Genomic DNA, 14,945 nt, shown 5'->3' on the forward strand with positions numbered 1-14,945 from the left:
ATGACCACGACGCCGCCCGCAGCTCCGACGACCGCCGCCTTCCACGTCCAGGCCGTGATCTCGTTCGCCGTCTCGCTCATCGCGATCGGCCTGGCCGTCGCCTACCTGCCTGCCGACCCGTGGGTCCGCGCGTTCCTCGCCCTCGCGGTGCTCTACGTGGTGACATCCGCGTTCACACTGGCGAAGTGCGTGCGCGACCGGCAGGAGAGCGCGGGCGTGATCAGCCGGGTGGACCAGGCGCGCCTCGACAAACTGCTCGCCGAACACGACCCGTTCAAGGTCGATGCGTGAGGCGTCAGCTGATGGCGCGGCGGGCGCGGCGTCGGGACAGCTCGTCCTCCGGGCTCTCGTCGACGCTGCCACCGTCGGCGCGTTCCACCGGGAAGTCCTTGATCGAGCCGCTGATCTCCCGCATCGCGCCGCTGACGGCGATACCGAAGACACCCTGACCGCCCTGCAGGAGGTCGACGACCTCCTCGGGAGAGGAGCACTCGTACACCGTGGTGCCATCGCTGAACAGCGTGATACCCGCGAGGTCACGGATGCCGCGGCGACGCAGGTGCTCGACGGCCACGCGGATGTTCTGCAGCGACACCCCGGCGTCCAGGAGCCGCTTCACGACCTTCAGGACGAGCACGTCCTTGAAGGAGTACAGCCGCTGCGAACCCGAACCTGCCGCTCCACGGATGGAGGGGACGACAAGACCGGTGCGGGCCCAGTAGTCGAGCTGCCGGTAGGTGATCCCCACGACCTGGCAGGCAGTAGGCCCCCGGAAGCCGACGAGCTGATCCGGCATTCCGTCGAGACCGGCTCCCAGCAAGGGATCGGGGAAGAGCTCGCCCTGTTCGGGTGAGCCGGACGGCGGGTTCTCCACCGAGCTCCTTCCGCCGGGGCCCGCAAGGGCGGGCCGTCACAGCCGACGGTAAGCGCGTGCGCGCGGCCGGTCAACGCGGCGCGCCGCCGCGAGTCACCCGGTGCTGGGCGTGTCGAGGCCGAATGGCCTCTCGAGGCCTACGGCTGGGCGCCGCGGAAGTCCTCGGGCGAGATCGAGTCCAGGAACTCCCGGAACTTCTCGACCTCGTCCTCCTGCTCATCCGGGATGACCAGACCTGCCTCGGCGAGTACGCTCTCGTCGGCGTGGATCGGCACCCCGATCCGCAGTGCGAGCGCCACCGAGTCGCTCGGCCGCGCCGACACCTTGATCCCGCCGTCGAAGATGAGCTCGGCGTAGAACGTGCCTTCCTGGAGGTCGGTGATCCGCACCTGCTCCAGGCGGCGCCCCAACCCCGTGATCACGTCCTTCAGCAGGTCGTGGGTGAGCGGTCGGGCGGGTTTGACCCCCTGCTGCTCCAGGGCGATCGCAGTGGCCTCCACCGAACCGATCCAGATCGGGAGGTACCGGTCGCCGCTGGTCTCCCGCAGCAGGAGGATCGGCTGGTTCGCGGGCAGTTCGACCCGGACGCCCACGACGCGCATCTCGCTCATGCGCTTCCCTCCTCCTGACGGTCCTGCAGTGTCGACGCTACACGGCGCACCCGGCCCGCGCCCGCCTCCGGACGGGCGGCGAGCCGTTGTCTTGGCGCCTGTTTCAGCCGGTGGCGCCGGACTCGCGCGGGCCGGTGAGGAAGACCAGCCGGAACTTGCCGATCTGCACTTCGTCACCGTTGGCCAGCACGGCGGTGTCGACCGGCTCGCGGTTGACGTAGGTGCCGTTGAGGCTGCCCACGTCGACCACGACGAACTCGCCGGCATCGCTGCGGAACTCCGCGTGGCGCCTCGAGACCGTGACGTCGTCGAGGAAGATGTCGCTGTCGGGGTGGCGGCCCGCGCTGGTGGACGGGCGGTCGAGGAGGAACCGCGACCCCGCATTGGGCCCGCGCTTGACCACCAGCAGGGCGGAGCCCGCCGGAAGCGCGTCGACGCCGGAGACCGGCTGGTCCTGGGCGGGGGGCTCGACCTCGGAGAGGAAGTCCGCACGGAAGACCGAGGTGGTCTCCGGGGAACGCTCCGGGGGTACGCCGGGCCCGTCGTTCGTGGTCACCTCGGGGTCTCCTCCTGCATGGATGTAGCTCGTCGTTCTGTGATGTGGCGGCCCCACGTGCCGTGGGTCCAACAAACCTACCGCGCGGCGGCGTCCGGTTCCGGGCCGGTCAGCTTCCGGTCAGCTCGCTGTACGCCGCGGCGTCGAGCAGGCCTTCCGGTGTCCCGGAGGCGCCGTCGGCCAGCTGGACGTCGATCATCCAGCCTGCCTGGTACGGCCCGGTGTTGATCAGCTCAGGGCTGTTCTCGAGGGACTCGTTGACGGCGACCACCGTGCCGGACACCGGAGCGTAGATGTCGGACACCGATTTGGTCGACTCGACCTCCCCCACCACCCCGCCCGCGGCAATGGAGTCACCGACAGACGGCAGCTGCACGAACACGACGTCACCGAGCTGGGACTGGGCGTGGTCGGTGATGCCGATCCGAACCACCCCGTCCCCCAGGTCGCGCACCCATTCGTGAGCTTCGGTGTAGCGGAGGTCCTCGGGAATCACGCGACGACTCTAGTCCCCGCTCCTGGCGGCGCCCGCGACCCCCGGCGGCGCCGCATCGGAGCGCATCGCCAGCACGAACTGGGCGAGGTACAGAGCGCCCGAGTACAGGTAGAGCGCGGTGCCCCAGATCGCGAACCCGTACCCCAACGGCCGCGCCAGCTCGGCGTACCAGCCGGTGCCCTGGCCGAGAAGGAGCAGCGGGAACGCGTACAGCAGCAGGAACGTGGCGCCCTTGCCGATGTAGGTGACCCGGTAGGGGCCGTAGCCGCGGCGGCGCAGCAGGGGCAGCGTGGCACCCAGCACCAGGTCGCGGCACACCAGCGCCGCAACGGCCCACCACGGCACGACGTCGCGGGCGCCGAGTGCGACGAGCGCCGCGAGGATGTAGAGCCGGTCCACCGCCGGGTCGAGCAGGGCGCCGAGGCGGCTGTACTGCCCGAGCAAGCGGGCGAGCTTCCCGTCGAGCCAGTCGGTGAACCCGCCGACCGCGAGCACGAGGATCGCCCACCCGTCGGCGCGCGGGACGAGGAGCAGGTAGAGGAACAGCGGTACCCCGGCCAGCCGCAGCACGCTGAGCAGGTTCGGGACCGTCACGATGCGGTCGGCCCGGGGCCGCGTGGTCGGCAGGTCGGGCACATCAGGAGAGTACTGGGGTACCGCGCGCCATTCGCGGGTGCACACGAGAGCTCTCCCGGGCAGGATCCTTGCCATGGACACGATCTCGCTGCGAGAAGCACAGGCCCCGCTCAAGGCCCGCTACCGGGATGATCCGGACGCGGCGTTGATCACGCTGCGAGCCGAGGGTGAGCTCGACGGCACCGGTGTGGCCTGCCGGGTCCGCACCGCGACCACGCTGGCCGAGGCCGGCCTCCACCCGGCCACCGGCGGGGACGGCTCCCAGCTGTGCTCGGGCGACATGCTGCTGGAGGCACTGGTCGCCTGCGCAGGCGTCACGCTGCGCGCGGTCGCCACGTCGCTGGGGCTCGAGGTGAGCGGCGCGGTCCGTGCCGAGGGCGACCTCGACTTCCGCGGCACGCTGGGCGTCGACAAGGAGGCGCCCGTCGGCTTCCGCGACATCCGGCTGACCTTCGACCTCGACACGACCGCGGACGCCGACCAGGTCGCCACCCTCATGAAGCTCACCGAGCGCTACTGCGTGGTACTGCAGACGCTGGTGTCCTCACCCGCCACGGCGGTGGAGGTACGGACCGAAGGAACCGACGGGACCGGGGCCCGGTGAACGGCGCTCACGCTCTGATCCGGTCCCTCGTGACCAGCGGGGTGGACGTCTGCTTCGCCAACCCCGGCACCTCGGAGATGCACTTCGTCGCGGCGCTGGACGGTGTGCCCGAGATGCGCGCCGTCCTCACCCTGTTCGAGGGCGTCGCCACCGGGGCGGCCGACGGCTACGCCCGCATGGCCGAGCGGCCGGCGGCCACCTTGCTGCACCTCGGCCCCGGGCTGGGCAACGGCCTGGCCAACCTGCACAACGCCCGCCGGGGCGCCACACCGCTCGTGAACGTCATCGGCGACCACGCCACCTACCACGTGAAGTACGACGCCCCGCTGCAGTCCGACATCGGGGCGATCGCGGGCTCGATGTCGGGATGGGTGCGCCACAGCGCTCTCACCTCCGAGGTCGGCGCCGACGCCGCCGCGGCGGTGGCCGCGGCCCGGGAGGGCCAGGTCGCCACCCTCGTCCTGCCCGCGGACGTCAGCTGGGAGCCCGACGGCGGCGTGGTCGCCGACCCGGTTGCCCCCCGGCCCCGGGCCGGAGCCGACCCCGACGCGGTGCGGGCCGCGGCCGACGCGCTGCGCTCCGGTGAGCCGTGCATCCTGCTGGTGGGTGGCGACGCCACCCGGGCCGGCGGCCTCGCCGCCGCCGATCGGATCGCCGCCGCGACCGGGGCGAAGGTCCTCACCGAGACGTTCCCGGCGCGCCTGGAACGCGGGGCGGGCGTCGCTCCCGTGGATCGGGTGGCCTACCAGGTCGACACGGCCGTCGACCAGCTTGCGGGGGCGCGGCATCTGGTGCTCGTGGGCGCCCGCTCCCCCGTGGGGTTCTTCGCCTACCCCGACAAGCCGTCGGACCTGGTCCCCCCGGGCTGTCAAGTGCACACCGTGGTGGCCCGCGAAGGAGCCGCCGCCGCGGCCCTCGACGAGCTCGCGGACCTCGTGGCCCCGGACACGACGGCCCGCGTGGCAGCGCCGGCGCGCCCCGACCTGCCCACGGGTGCGCTCACCGTCGCGAGCGCCGCCGCCGTGGTGGGCGCGCTGCTGCCCGAGGGCGCCATCGTCGTCGACGAGGCGATCACGTCCGGGTTCGCACTGCCCGGCGCCACCGCCGGCGCGCCCCGCCACGACTGGCTCACCCTTACGGGTGGGGCGATCGGATGGGGGCTGCCCGCGGCCACGGGTGCGGCCGTGGCATGCCCGGACCGGCCGGTCTGGTGCCTGCAGGCCGACGGGAGCGCGATGTACACGATCTCCGCGCTCTGGACCCACGCCCGCGAGGGGCTCGACGTCACCACTGTGCTCTACAACAACAACGCCTACGCCATCCTGCGGATGGAGCTGCAGCAGGTCGGAGCGGCCGGCCTCGTCGAGCGCGACGGCAAGCGGGCGAAGGCCCTTCTCGACCTCGGCGGACCCGACCTCGACTTCGTCTCGATCGCCCGCGGGATGGGCGTGCCGGGGGTGCGGGTGACGACGGCCGAGGAGATGGCTGATGCACTGCGCCGGGCCTCGGCGGAGCCGGGCCCGCACCTCGTGGAGGTGATGGTGCCACCGTTGGTGGCGTGACGGCCCCGTTCGTCGCGGCTGATCGCCGTTTCGCCGCCCGGCCCCGTACCCGAACGAACCGGACACCCGGTGAGCGGACGTAGAGTGTCGCGGACGTGACGCAGCGTTCTCCCCCGTGCTGGGGTCGCCGCGTCCGGGTCCATGGCGGGCGGCACCGCAGGGATGCGTGATGACGAGAACGGTCGGGGAGCTGCGGTCCGTCGACCACGCCTGCGCCGTCCCGGTGAGCGACGAGCAGCTCTGGGAGATGACGGCCGCGTTCGTGGCCGCCGGGCTGGCCGCGGGCGAGCAGGTCGTGTACTTCGACGACGGCACCGTCGACGGCGTCCTCGAGCGGCTGACCGACGACCGCGTGGCGGTGGCCGAGTCGCTCCGCGAAGGCAGCTTCGCCATCGTCTCGCCCGACACCACACGCGCCACGCTGCGCAGCCCGCCGCCGCAGGTGCGGGAGCTCATCTGCAGCACCGTCGACGGCGCGCTCGAGCGGGGATACACCGGCATCCGGGTCACGGGACAGTTCAACTACGGCCTGAGGCGCGCGGGCGGGGCCTCCCTGCTCGAGTACGACACCGTCTTCGACGAGGTCGTCCGGGTCCGCCAGGCCCGGGTCCTGTGCCTCTACGACCGGCGCCGCTTCCCCGAGGGCGCGATCGAGGAGCTGCGCGCCCGTCACCACACCGAGCTCGTCGTGCCCGCGATCTACGACGACAACCTGCTGCGGATCACCAGCACCGGCGCAGGCAACGCGCGGCTGGCGGGCGAGGTCGACCACAGCAACCGCCCCCGTATCCGCAGGCTGCTCGAGACGGCGCTCGACCAGGCGCTGCGGTCGCACGCCGGGCCCACCGACATCACTCTCGACCTGTCGTCACTGCGGTTCCTCGACGTCGCGGGGGCCGTCAGCCTCGTGCACGCGGCCGAGGAGTTCCCGAGCTCCCACCGCCTCGTGCTCACCGGCGTGCGGCCGCGTGTGCTGCGCGTGCTGGACCGCTGCGGTGCACCGTTCGCCGCGCAGCTCGTCGTGCAGTCCCGTCCCGAGTACGCGTCTTCGGAGGCCCGATGAGAATCGAGACCACCCGCTCGGCCGTCGGGGTCCGCCTCGAGCACGCGGTCGGTTACCACAGATCGGACGCCGACCTGCTCGCCCAGCTCGTCGGACTGGCCGTGGCGGGGTTCGCGCGCGGCGAGCCGGTCGCGCACGCGTTGCGTCCGCGCACGGAGCGGGCGCTGCACGCCCAGCTGGGGGCAACGACGGGGCTGATCCAGCTCGGCCACCCCGACGGCCCGGACGGCGCCTCCGGCCAGACCGTGGCCACGCGCAGGGCGCTGGAGCTGCGCGAGCTGACCTCCAGCACCGGCGGACCGGTCACCGTACTGACCGAGCACACCGCGTTGCTCGACGGCGCCGACGGCAGCTTCTGGACCGAGCTGGACGCGGCGTTGAACGTCGCGCTCGCAGACCTCCCGGTGCGGATGACGTGCTTCTACCCGGACCTGCCCCTCCATCTCGAGATCCTCGACGGCGCCCGGCACAACCACCCGCTGCTGCTCGTCGACGGCAGGCTCGTGCACAACCCCCAGCACCGCTGCCCGCGCGACGTCCTCACGATGCGGCCCGCTCCTGCGCCTGCGCTGCTCGGACCACCCGACCTGCGGATCACGTTCAGCGCGTGGCAGCTGCACGAGGTGCGCACGGCCGTCGAGGAGGCCCTGCGGGCGGCAGGCTACGGCCGGTCCCGCGCCGAGGACCTCGTGCTGGCCGTCAACGAGGTGGCCACCAACGCCGTCGAGCACGGTGCGTCCGAAGCCGAGCTGGCGATCTGGACCAGCACCGGCAGCGGGGTGGTGTGCGAGATCCACGACAGGGGCGTGCTCGCCGACCCGTTGCCCGGACTGCAGGCCCCCCACCCCTCCGACCCCCGCGGCCGCGGGGTGTGGATCGCCCGTCAGCTGTGCGACACGCTCCATGTGTGGGCCGACCGCTGGGGCACCCACGTCCGCATGCAGGCCACCCCGTGACGTAAGATCGCGTCCGGCGCGTCACCCGCATGGCCCGCGCCCGGCCGTGAGTGTGACGAATATGCCCCTTGGCAACAGGCCCGGTCGGGAGAACACTCCTTCGCAGGCTCGTGCGCCATCGGGACGCCGACAGGCCACATGCGTAGCACCAGCTTCGGGCACAACCATAGTCAGCACCACATTCGGGCACCATCACATTTGGGACCACCATGTCTGACGACCAGCGACGATCTCGCATGATGCAGGCTCACTCCGGTTGCCGGCGCCGGGTCACCGTGCTCGGCTCCTTCACATTGACCACCGACGACGCCACCGTGCCGCTCGGAGTCGATTCCCGCAGACTCGTCGCCTACCTCGCCGTGCACCCCCGGCCGCAGGAGCGCTCGAGTCTCGCCGCCGACCTGTGGCCCGGTGTTCCCGCCGATGCGGCCGCGCGCATGCTGGCCGACGCCGTAGCGGCCGTGGACGTACCCGAGCTGTTCGTCGAGGACGACGACGAGACCGCGCCGATGGCGCTGGCCGCCGACGTCGAGGTCGACCTCGCCGACGCGATGGGGCTCGTGCGCGCGATGCCCGAGATCCCCACCAACCACGACCCGGACATCGCGCTGCTGTCGGCCGACATCCTGCCCGGCTGGACGGCCCCGTGGATCGCCGTGGAGCGCGAGCGGTTCCGCCAGCTGCGGCTGCACGCGATCGAGGAGCGGAGCATGCGGCTGTCCTCGGCCGGCCGCTACGACGAGGCCGTGGCGATGGCGCAGACCGCCGTGCAGACCGCGCCGAGCCGGGAGAGCGCCCGCCGCGCCCTCATCGAGGCCCACCTCGCCGAGGGCAACATCGCCGCCGCCGTCGCCGAGTACGACGACTACCAGGAGCTGCTGCGGTCGAGCGTCGGCGGCCCCGCGCCGTCCGGGCTCGAGGCACTGTTCCCGCCGTCGCCCGCGTGGCCGGTGCTGCGGGCACGCCGTCCGATGCCGCGCTCCGCCGTGCAGCTGCCGGGTCTGCGCTCGGTCCGCGGCGCCGCGGCCCCCGGCTCGCGCCGCCTCGTCGCCGGTGGTTCGGTCCCGGGCACCTCCACGCGCTGAGCTCCGGGCGTCGTCGGGCGGGTCTAACCCGCCGACGACTGCTGCAACCGGTCCAGGGGGATCTCGAAGCACACGCGGGTCCCCTGGCCCGATATCGACACCTGCATCCGTCGTGACAGCTCCCGGATGAGGGCGAGCCCGCGACCACGGTGTCCCGGGTCCACCGGCACCGGTCGCCACCGGCCGTGGTCCGTCACCGTCACCGCAACCACCGGTCGGGACGGGCTCCCGTCGAGCTCCAGCTCCACCTCCACGGTGGCGGCCTCGCCGGCGTCCGGACGGTCGGCGTCCGGGTCGGCGACGTAGGCGTGCTCGACGCCGTTCGCCACGGCTTCCCCGACGGCGAGCTGCAGGTCGACCACCGTGTGGGCGGGGAGGTGGTTGCCACCTGCCCACGCGGAGATCCGTCTGCGGATCGCACTCAGCTCGGCCGCACGCGCGTGGTGCCGTAACCGCAGCCTGCGGTCCGACCGCTGGTCACCCAGGTACGTGATCGCTCCGTCGTCCACCACGCAGACAGTGGTGCCCGGCTCAGCAAGGTCCAAACCGTGTCACCGAGGCACCGATCGGGTACTCGCCGTTCATGCATGGTTCCTCCGAGCCCGACGTGGCCGCCGACCCGAATCTCGCGAGCACCCGCGAGACCGGTGGGGTGGACCCCGACCGCAAGAAGCACCCCGACGACTCCGGAGCCGACCCGGACGGCGCCGGCACCACCGGTACCGACGAGAACGAGGAGTTCGTCGGACGCGTGAGTGGTCAGGACGCGGGTTACGCCGGGGAGACCGGCGCCGAGGCGCGCGCCGAGGAGCCGGCATGAAGCGCGACGGAAACGAGCTGACCGGACTCGCGAAGCTCGCCTACAAGCCGATCGGCCTGATCTTCGGGATGATCGGAGGCCTGGTGGCGGGGCAGGTCTTCGCGCTGGTGTGGAAGAAGCTGTCGAACGAGGACGAGACACCGCAGCCGCTGTCGAACGACTACAGCACCCGCGAGGTGCTGCTCGCCGCCACGCTGCAGGGCGCGATCTTCGGTCTGATCAAGACCGCGGTGGACCGGTACGGGATGAAGGGCGTGCGGCGCTTCCTGGACGCGCCGCGGGCACCGGTCCGTGGTCGAACGGAGGTGTGAGGGATATGCCCGGCAAGGACGAGGTTCCGAGCACGGTGGAGCGCTCGGACGACAAGGCCGAACGGACGTGGGAGAAGACCTACGACTCCGCGATGGACAGCTACGACGGTGATGGCGCCCGGGCCCGTCGCGCGGCCTTCGCTTCGTTGAAGCACACCCACGAGAAGGTCGGCGACCACTGGGAGCCGAAGGACGAGAAGGGCCCGTCCGACGAGCAGGCCGCCCGCGGAGGCCGCGACAGCGACCTCCCCACCGCGGGCGGTGTGGACGTGAACGCCTCGAAGCAGCATCTGCTCGACCTCGCCAAGAAGCTCGACGTGCCCGGCAGGTCGTCGATGAACAAGGACGAGCTGGTCGAGGCGATCGGCAAGGCGAACGACCGCGAGACCGCGAAGGCGCGCAAGAAGAAGTAGCCCGAAGAACACGGAACCACAGGACCTCGGTCGGCGTGGCCGACCGAGGTCACGGCGTGCCAGCGGCCTGTGCTCAGCCCAGGGAGCGCAGCTTCGGCAGGACGTCCTCGGCGAACTGGGTGAGGAAGCGCTCCTGGTCCGCGCCCGGCCCGTGGAAGACCAGGTGGTTGAGCCCGGCGTCCACGTAGGGCTTGATCTGGGCCACGGCCTCGTCGGGGTCCGACGCCACGATCCACCGCTTCGCCACCTGCTCGATGGGCAGCTCGTCGGCGAGCCGCTCCATCTCGACAGCCGAGTCGACGCTGTGCTTCTGCTCGGGCGTGAGCGACAGCGGGGCCCAGAACCGGGTGTTCTCCAGGGCCTTCTCGTGGTCGCGGTCGTAGGACAGCTTGATCTCGATCATCCGGTCGACGTCGTCGACGCTGCGCCCGGCCGCCTCGGCGCCCTCGGCCACCGCCGGCAGCAGCTTCTCGGTGTAGAGGTCCATGCCCTTGCCGGAGGTGCAGATGAAACCCTCCGCCGAGCGGCCCGCGTACTTCGCCACGACCGGCCCACCCGCCGCCACGTACACCGGCACGGGCTGCTCGGGCTTGTCGTAGATCGTCGCGCCGACCGTGCGGTAGTACTCGCCCTCGAACGAGACCTCCTCGTCGGCCGTCCACAGCTCACGCATGAGCTTGACGGCCTCCCGCAGCCGGGCGAAGCGCTCCTTGAACTCCGGCCACTCCCGTCCGGAGACGGCGATCTCGTTGAGGGCCTCTCCCGTGCCGACCCCGAGCATGACACGGCCGGGGTAGAGCATCCCCAGCGTGGCGAAGGTCTGCGCGAGCACCGCCGGGTTGTAGCGGAACGTCGGGGTGAGCACCGACGTACCGATCTGCACCCGTTCGGTGCGCTCTCCCACTGCCGCGAGCCACATCAACGAGGCCGGCGCGTGGCCGCCCTCGTGCCGCCACGGCAGGAAGTGATCCGACGTCACCACGCTGTCCAGGCCCAGCCCTTCCGCCCGCACCGCGTACTCCACGAGCTCCCGCGGCGCGAACTGCTCCGCCGAGGCCTTGTAGCCGATCCGCAACGCCACGTCCTCAGATCCTTCCCGACCCGACTGTTTCTGCTCCCTCCAGAGTGCTACAGCCGCAGGCTTGACCTCCACTCGCATCGAGGTCGCACCGTGGCGGCATGACAGAACTCGCATGCGTCGCGGTTCGGAAAAACCTACCGTGATCGATGCCATGAGCGACCACCTCGAGCAGCAGCCCCACCGCGCCACCCTCGGTGCGCTGCGCCGCCTCGCCCCGTACGTCCGTCCCCATCGTGCCGCGCTGATCGGGGGTGGTCTCGCCGCGCTCGCCAGCAGCCTCGCCGGGTTGGCGATCCCGCTGGTCACCCGGGCCATCGTGGACGGGCCGATCGCCCGGTCCGAGCTGTCGGTGCTGCCGTGGCTGGTGCTCGGGGTCCTCGCGTTCGGTCTGCTCGAAGCGGGGCTGATGTTCCTGCGGCGGCGCCTCGTCGCCCGCCCGAGCACCCGCATCGAGGCCACCATGCGGGAGGACCTGTTCGCGCACCTGCAGCGGCTGCCCGTTTCCTTCCACGACCGGTGGCCATCGGGGCAGCTGCTCTCCCGGGCGACGACGGATCTCAACACGATCCGGTGGTTCGTGGCGTTCTCGGGGATCTTCCTCGTCGTCAACGTGCTGACGATGGTGACGGGCATCGGGGTGCTGCTGTGGCTCTCCCCCGTGCTGGGTCTGGTCATCGCCGTGATCGCGGTGCCGCTGATCGTGCTCACACTCGCGCTGGAGCGCCGCTTCTCGGTGGCCGCCCGCCGCTCGCAGGACCAGGCGGGCGATCTCGCCACGGTGGTCGAGGAGTCGGCGCTGGGCATCCGCGTGCTCAAGTCGCTCGGCCGGGGGCGCAGGCTCACGGCCCGCTTCGTCGCCGACGCGCGCGGGCTGCGCGGCACCGAACTGCTGAAGATCCGGCTGCTCGCGGCGCTGTGGGCGGTGCTCGTGATGCTGCCCGAGTCGGCGATCGCGCTGATACTCGGGCTGGGGGCCTACGGCGTCGCCACCGGCACCCTCACCCTCGGCACCCTCGTCGGGGCCGTCACCGTCATGACCTACCTCTTCTGGCCGATCGCGTCGATCGGCTGGCTGCTGGCGGAGGCCAGCAACGCCGCGGCCGCCACCCGCCGGTACTGGGAGGTCCGCGACGTGGTGCCGTCGATCACCGATCCGGCGGCACCGGTTCCGGCGCCGGACCCGGTGCGGGGCGAGCTCGTCCTGCGCGATGTGTCCTTCCGCTACCCGGGCGGGAGCCGCGACGTCCTGCACGGCGTCGACCTGGCACTGCGGCCGGGCGAGACGATGGCGCTGGTCGGCGCCACCGGCTCGGGCAAGACCACCCTCACGGCGCTCGTGGGCAGGCTCTACGACGTCACGGGCGGTGCCGTGCTCATCGACGGGGTCGACGTCCGCGACCTGCGGCTGGCCGACCTGCGCACGATCGTGGCCACCGCCTTCGAGGAGCCGGTGCTGATCTCGGCGAGCGTGCGGGAGAACGTGGCGCTCGGCTTCCCGTCCGCGTCGGACGAGCAGGTCTGGGAGGCGTTGCGGGTGGCCAGCGCCGACGGCTTCGTCGCAGCGCTGCCGTGGGGCCTCGACACCCGCATCGGGGAGCAGGGCATGTCGCTCTCGGGCGGTCAGCGCCAGCGGCTCGCGCTGGCTCGTGCGGTGATCGGGCACCCGCCCGTCCTGGTGCTGGACGACCCGCTGTCCGCGCTGGACGTGCACACCGAGGCCGAGGTCGAGGCGGCGTTGCGCCGGATGCTGGGTGGCGTGACGGCGCTGGTCGTGGCGCACCGGCCGTCCACGGTCCAGCTCGCCGACCGGGTGGCGCTGCTCGTCGACGGGCGGATAACGGCGGTCGGCACCCACAGCGAACTGCTCGCCACCGACCCGGAGTACCGGCGGCTGCTGTCCAGCCCCGACGAGGAACGAGCCGACGAACGAGAGGAGGTGGACGCGTGAGCACAGGTACGGAGTCCGGCACCGGCACCACCACGGATACCGGCACCAGCAAGGACACCGACGCCGCCGGCGAGGCCTGGCGCGGTATCGCGGCGGAGGACGACGAGGCCGACGCCGTCGACCGGCGCACCGGGCTGAAACTGCAGCAGCGCGCCCGCCTGCTCGTCGCGGAGCAGCTGCGTCCGCACCGGCGTGCCGTCACGGTGGCGCTGGTGCTGCTCGTCGCGGAGAACCTGGTCATGCTGGCCGGCCCGCTGCTGGTGGCCACCGCGATCGACACCGGGGTGCCCGCCGCGCTGGCGGGCCGGCCCGCTCCGCTGGCCTGGTCCATCGCGGGGTACGCGGCCACCGGGATCGCCGGCGCGGCACTGCGCTCGGCGTTCCTCCTGCTGTCCGGCCGGGTGGGGCAGGACGTGCTGCTCGACCTGCGACGGCGGGTGTTCGCCCACGGGCAGCGGCTGTCGCTGGACTTCCACGAGTCCTACACCTCCGGGCGCCTGATCTCGCGCCTCACCAGCGACATGGACTCGCTGTCGGACCTGCTGGAGAAGGGCCTCGACGGGCTGTTCGGTGCCGTGCTCTCGCTGGTCGGCGTCACCGTGCTGCTGGTGTGGCTCGACCCGACGCTCGCGGCGGTCGTGCTCGTCGGGTTCATACCGCTGATGGTGATCACGCGCTGGTTCCAGCGCAGCTCCCGGGCGAGCTACCGGCGCACCCGCAGCACCGTCGCGCGGCTGATCGTGCACTTCGTCGAGACGATGAACGGCATCCGTGCGGTGCAGGCCTTCCGTCGCGAGCGCCGCAACGACGAGATCATGGACCGGCTCACCGTCGCCAACCGCGACGCCAACACCGAAGCGTTCCTGACCGTCGCGTGGTTCGTGGCGGGCATCCGGGTGGTGGGCAACGTGTCGCTGGCGCTCGTGCTGCTGATCGGCGGCCTGCGGGTGGTCGACGGCACGCTGGCTCTCGGTGCCCTCACCGCGTTCCTGCTGTACCTGCGCCGGCTCTACGATCCGCTCGACGACCTGGCGCAGTTCTTCAACAGCTACCAGTCCGCGGCCGCGGCCCTGGAGAAGATCGCCTCGGTTCTCGACACCCCGGCCGGGGTGCCCGAGCCGGCCCGGCCGGTGCCGCTGCCCACGCCGGTGCGCGGGGACCTGCAGTTCGACCACGTCCGGTTCGCCTACCGGAGGGCGGCCGATCGCACGGTGCTGCCGGAGTTCTCGCTGCGCATCCCGTCCGGGCAGACGGTCGCGCTGGTGGGAGCCACCGGCGCCGGGAAGTCGACGCTGGCCAAGCTCGCCGTGCGGTTCTACGACCCGACCTCGGGCGCGGTCCGGCTCGACGGGGTGGACCTGCGTGACGTCGCCGACGCCGACCTGCGGTCCGCGCTGGTGATGATCACGCAGGAGGCGTTCCTGTTCTCCGGGTCGGTGGCCGACAACATCGCGATGGGCAGTGGCTGGGACGACACGGACGACCGGGACGACCACCGGCCGCCCACCCGCGCCGAGATCACGGCGGCCGCCGAGGCGGTGGGCGCCCGTGAGTTCATCGAGGCACTGCCCGACGGGTTCGACACCGACGTGCGCAAGCGCGGCGGCAGGCTCTCGGCAGGCCAGCGTCAGCTCGTCTCGCTCGCGCGGGTGGTGCTGGCCGACCCGGCGGTGGTGCTGCTCGACGAGGCCACGTCCTCGCTGGACATCCCGTCCGAACGAGCGGTGCAGGCCGCGCTGGAGACCGTGCTCGCCGGCCGCACGTCGTTGATCATCGCCCACCGGCTCTCGACGGTGCTGATCGCCGACCGCGTGCTGGTGCTGGCCGACGGCCGGATCGTGCAGGACGGGTCACCGGAGGAGCTGCTGGGCGGCGCCGGCGAGTTCGCCGACCTGCACGAGGCGTGGCGCGCGTCCCTCGCCTGAGCGG

18 protein-coding genes are annotated in these 14,945 nt (G+C 72.1%); 11 read left to right on the forward strand and 7 right to left on the reverse strand.

The genetic code is table 11. From position 1 onward, the window contains the following. Positions 1-291 carry a YiaA/YiaB family inner membrane protein gene (locus AC5L35_RS03925; protein ID WP_495058141.1) on the forward strand — a complete coding sequence of 97 codons (291 nt, stop codon included), beginning with the start codon at positions 1-3 and terminating at the stop codon, positions 289-291. 4 nt (positions 292-295) lie between these two features. Here AC5L35_RS03925 and AC5L35_RS03930 read toward each other — a convergent pair whose 3' ends face one another. The 5 genes from AC5L35_RS03930 to clsA form a co-directional block, all read right to left on the reverse strand. Further along, complete coding sequence (locus tag AC5L35_RS03930) at positions 296-874, reverse strand: MerR family transcriptional regulator (protein WP_169394762.1); 579 nt, start codon at positions 872-874, stop codon at positions 296-298. Between the two features lie 137 nt (positions 875-1,011). Next, positions 1,012-1,485, reverse strand: coding sequence for a bifunctional nuclease family protein (locus AC5L35_RS03935; RefSeq protein WP_495058142.1), 474 nt, complete (start codon positions 1,483-1,485; stop codon positions 1,012-1,014). A gap of 103 nt (positions 1,486-1,588) precedes the next feature. Continuing rightward, complete coding sequence (gene garA, locus AC5L35_RS03940) at positions 1,589-2,041, reverse strand: glycogen accumulation regulator GarA (RefSeq protein WP_169394764.1); 453 nt, start codon at positions 2,039-2,041, stop codon at positions 1,589-1,591. A gap of 109 nt (positions 2,042-2,150) precedes the next feature. Continuing rightward, the gene (gene gcvH / locus AC5L35_RS03945) at positions 2,151-2,537 is read right to left on the reverse strand and encodes a glycine cleavage system protein GcvH (protein ID WP_495058143.1); all 387 of its coding nucleotides are present in this window, start codon (positions 2,535-2,537) and stop codon (positions 2,151-2,153) included. A gap of 9 nt (positions 2,538-2,546) precedes the next feature. Then, entirely contained in the window at positions 2,547-3,173 is a 627-nt protein-coding gene (gene clsA / locus AC5L35_RS03950; RefSeq protein WP_495058144.1) for a cardiolipin synthase ClsA, read from the reverse strand. 73 nt (positions 3,174-3,246) lie between these two features. Between clsA and AC5L35_RS03955 the strand changes: the two genes are divergently transcribed. The 5 genes from AC5L35_RS03955 to AC5L35_RS03975 all read left to right on the forward strand — a co-directional run bounded on the left by AC5L35_RS03955 (position 3,247) and on the right by AC5L35_RS03975 (position 8,443). Beyond that, entirely contained in the window at positions 3,247-3,777 is a 531-nt protein-coding gene (locus AC5L35_RS03955) for an OsmC family protein (protein WP_495058145.1), read from the forward strand. After that, complete coding sequence (locus AC5L35_RS03960; protein WP_495058146.1) at positions 3,774-5,339, forward strand: acetolactate synthase large subunit; 1,566 nt, start codon at positions 3,774-3,776, stop codon at positions 5,337-5,339. Before AC5L35_RS03955 ends, AC5L35_RS03960 begins: the two co-directional genes overlap by 4 nt. Before the next feature lie 169 nt (positions 5,340-5,508). After that, the gene (locus AC5L35_RS03965; protein ID WP_495058147.1) at positions 5,509-6,402 is read left to right on the forward strand and encodes an MEDS domain-containing protein; all 894 of its coding nucleotides are present in this window, start codon (positions 5,509-5,511) and stop codon (positions 6,400-6,402) included. Further along, the gene (locus AC5L35_RS03970) at positions 6,399-7,358 is read left to right on the forward strand and encodes an ATP-binding protein (RefSeq protein ID WP_495058148.1); all 960 of its coding nucleotides are present in this window, start codon (positions 6,399-6,401) and stop codon (positions 7,356-7,358) included. The genes AC5L35_RS03965 and AC5L35_RS03970 overlap by 4 nt, the downstream gene beginning before the upstream one ends. A 236-nt stretch (positions 7,359-7,594) precedes the next feature. Beyond that, positions 7,595-8,443, forward strand: coding sequence for an AfsR/SARP family transcriptional regulator (locus AC5L35_RS03975; protein WP_495058149.1), 849 nt, complete (start codon positions 7,595-7,597; stop codon positions 8,441-8,443). A gap of 23 nt (positions 8,444-8,466) precedes the next feature. On the opposite strand, the gene AC5L35_RS03980 is transcribed toward AC5L35_RS03975, so the two are convergent. After that, complete coding sequence (locus AC5L35_RS03980; protein ID WP_495058150.1) at positions 8,467-8,952, reverse strand: ATP-binding protein; 486 nt, start codon at positions 8,950-8,952, stop codon at positions 8,467-8,469. 74 nt (positions 8,953-9,026) lie between these two features. Here AC5L35_RS03980 and AC5L35_RS03985 point away from each other — a divergent pair, with 74 nt between their 5' ends. Genes AC5L35_RS03985 through AC5L35_RS03995 form a run of 3 tightly spaced genes read left to right on the forward strand, consistent with a single transcriptional unit; the run spans position 9,027 to position 9,987 of the window. Next, entirely contained in the window at positions 9,027-9,263 is a 237-nt protein-coding gene (locus tag AC5L35_RS03985; RefSeq protein WP_495058151.1) for a hypothetical protein, read from the forward strand. Continuing rightward, the gene (locus tag AC5L35_RS03990; RefSeq protein ID WP_495058152.1) at positions 9,260-9,574 is read left to right on the forward strand and encodes a DUF4235 domain-containing protein; all 315 of its coding nucleotides are present in this window, start codon (positions 9,260-9,262) and stop codon (positions 9,572-9,574) included. Before AC5L35_RS03985 ends, AC5L35_RS03990 begins: the two co-directional genes overlap by 4 nt. A gap of 5 nt (positions 9,575-9,579) precedes the next feature. Continuing rightward, positions 9,580-9,987: a ChaB family protein gene (locus AC5L35_RS03995; RefSeq protein WP_495058153.1), complete on the forward strand. Its 408-nt coding sequence runs from the start codon at positions 9,580-9,582 to the stop codon at positions 9,985-9,987. 73 nt (positions 9,988-10,060) lie between these two features. Here the strand turns inward: AC5L35_RS03995 and fgd are convergent, their stop codons facing one another. Then, complete coding sequence (gene fgd / locus AC5L35_RS04000) at positions 10,061-11,068, reverse strand: glucose-6-phosphate dehydrogenase (coenzyme-F420) (protein WP_495058154.1); 1,008 nt, start codon at positions 11,066-11,068, stop codon at positions 10,061-10,063. A gap of 151 nt (positions 11,069-11,219) precedes the next feature. On the opposite strand from fgd, the gene AC5L35_RS04005 reads away from it, so the two are divergent. Both AC5L35_RS04005 and AC5L35_RS04010 read left to right on the forward strand, forming a co-directional pair. Further along, complete coding sequence (locus AC5L35_RS04005) at positions 11,220-13,016, forward strand: ABC transporter ATP-binding protein (RefSeq protein ID WP_495058155.1); 1,797 nt, start codon at positions 11,220-11,222, stop codon at positions 13,014-13,016. After that, positions 13,013-14,941, forward strand: coding sequence for an ABC transporter ATP-binding protein (locus AC5L35_RS04010; protein WP_495058156.1), 1,929 nt, complete (start codon positions 13,013-13,015; stop codon positions 14,939-14,941). Before AC5L35_RS04005 ends, AC5L35_RS04010 begins: the two co-directional genes overlap by 4 nt. Positions 14,942-14,945 lie beyond the last annotated feature (4 nt).

This window comes from Pseudonocardia sp. OZ21, from assembly GCF_059359135.1.

Excerpts from the sequence above, each read along its gene's own strand:
- AC5L35_RS03925 (WP_495058141.1), top strand. The coding sequence starts at position 1 with ATGACCACGACGCCGCCCGCAGCTCCGACGACCGCCGCCTTCCACGTC.
- AC5L35_RS03935 (WP_495058142.1), bottom strand. The coding sequence starts at position 1,485 with ATGAGCGAGATGCGCGTCGTGGGCGTCCGGGTCGAACTGCCCGCGAAC.
- AC5L35_RS03955 (WP_495058145.1), top strand. The coding sequence starts at position 3,247 with ATGGACACGATCTCGCTGCGAGAAGCACAGGCCCCGCTCAAGGCCCGC.
- AC5L35_RS03965 (WP_495058147.1), top strand. The coding sequence starts at position 5,509 with ATGACGAGAACGGTCGGGGAGCTGCGGTCCGTCGACCACGCCTGCGCC.
- AC5L35_RS03970 (WP_495058148.1), top strand. The coding sequence starts at position 6,399 with ATGAGAATCGAGACCACCCGCTCGGCCGTCGGGGTCCGCCTCGAGCAC.
- AC5L35_RS03975 (WP_495058149.1), top strand. The coding sequence starts at position 7,595 with ATGATGCAGGCTCACTCCGGTTGCCGGCGCCGGGTCACCGTGCTCGGC.
- AC5L35_RS03985 (WP_495058151.1), top strand. The coding sequence starts at position 9,027 with ATGCATGGTTCCTCCGAGCCCGACGTGGCCGCCGACCCGAATCTCGCG.
- AC5L35_RS03990 (WP_495058152.1), top strand. The coding sequence starts at position 9,260 with ATGAAGCGCGACGGAAACGAGCTGACCGGACTCGCGAAGCTCGCCTAC.
- AC5L35_RS03995 (WP_495058153.1), top strand. The coding sequence starts at position 9,580 with ATGCCCGGCAAGGACGAGGTTCCGAGCACGGTGGAGCGCTCGGACGAC.
- AC5L35_RS04005 (WP_495058155.1), top strand. The coding sequence starts at position 11,220 with ATGAGCGACCACCTCGAGCAGCAGCCCCACCGCGCCACCCTCGGTGCG.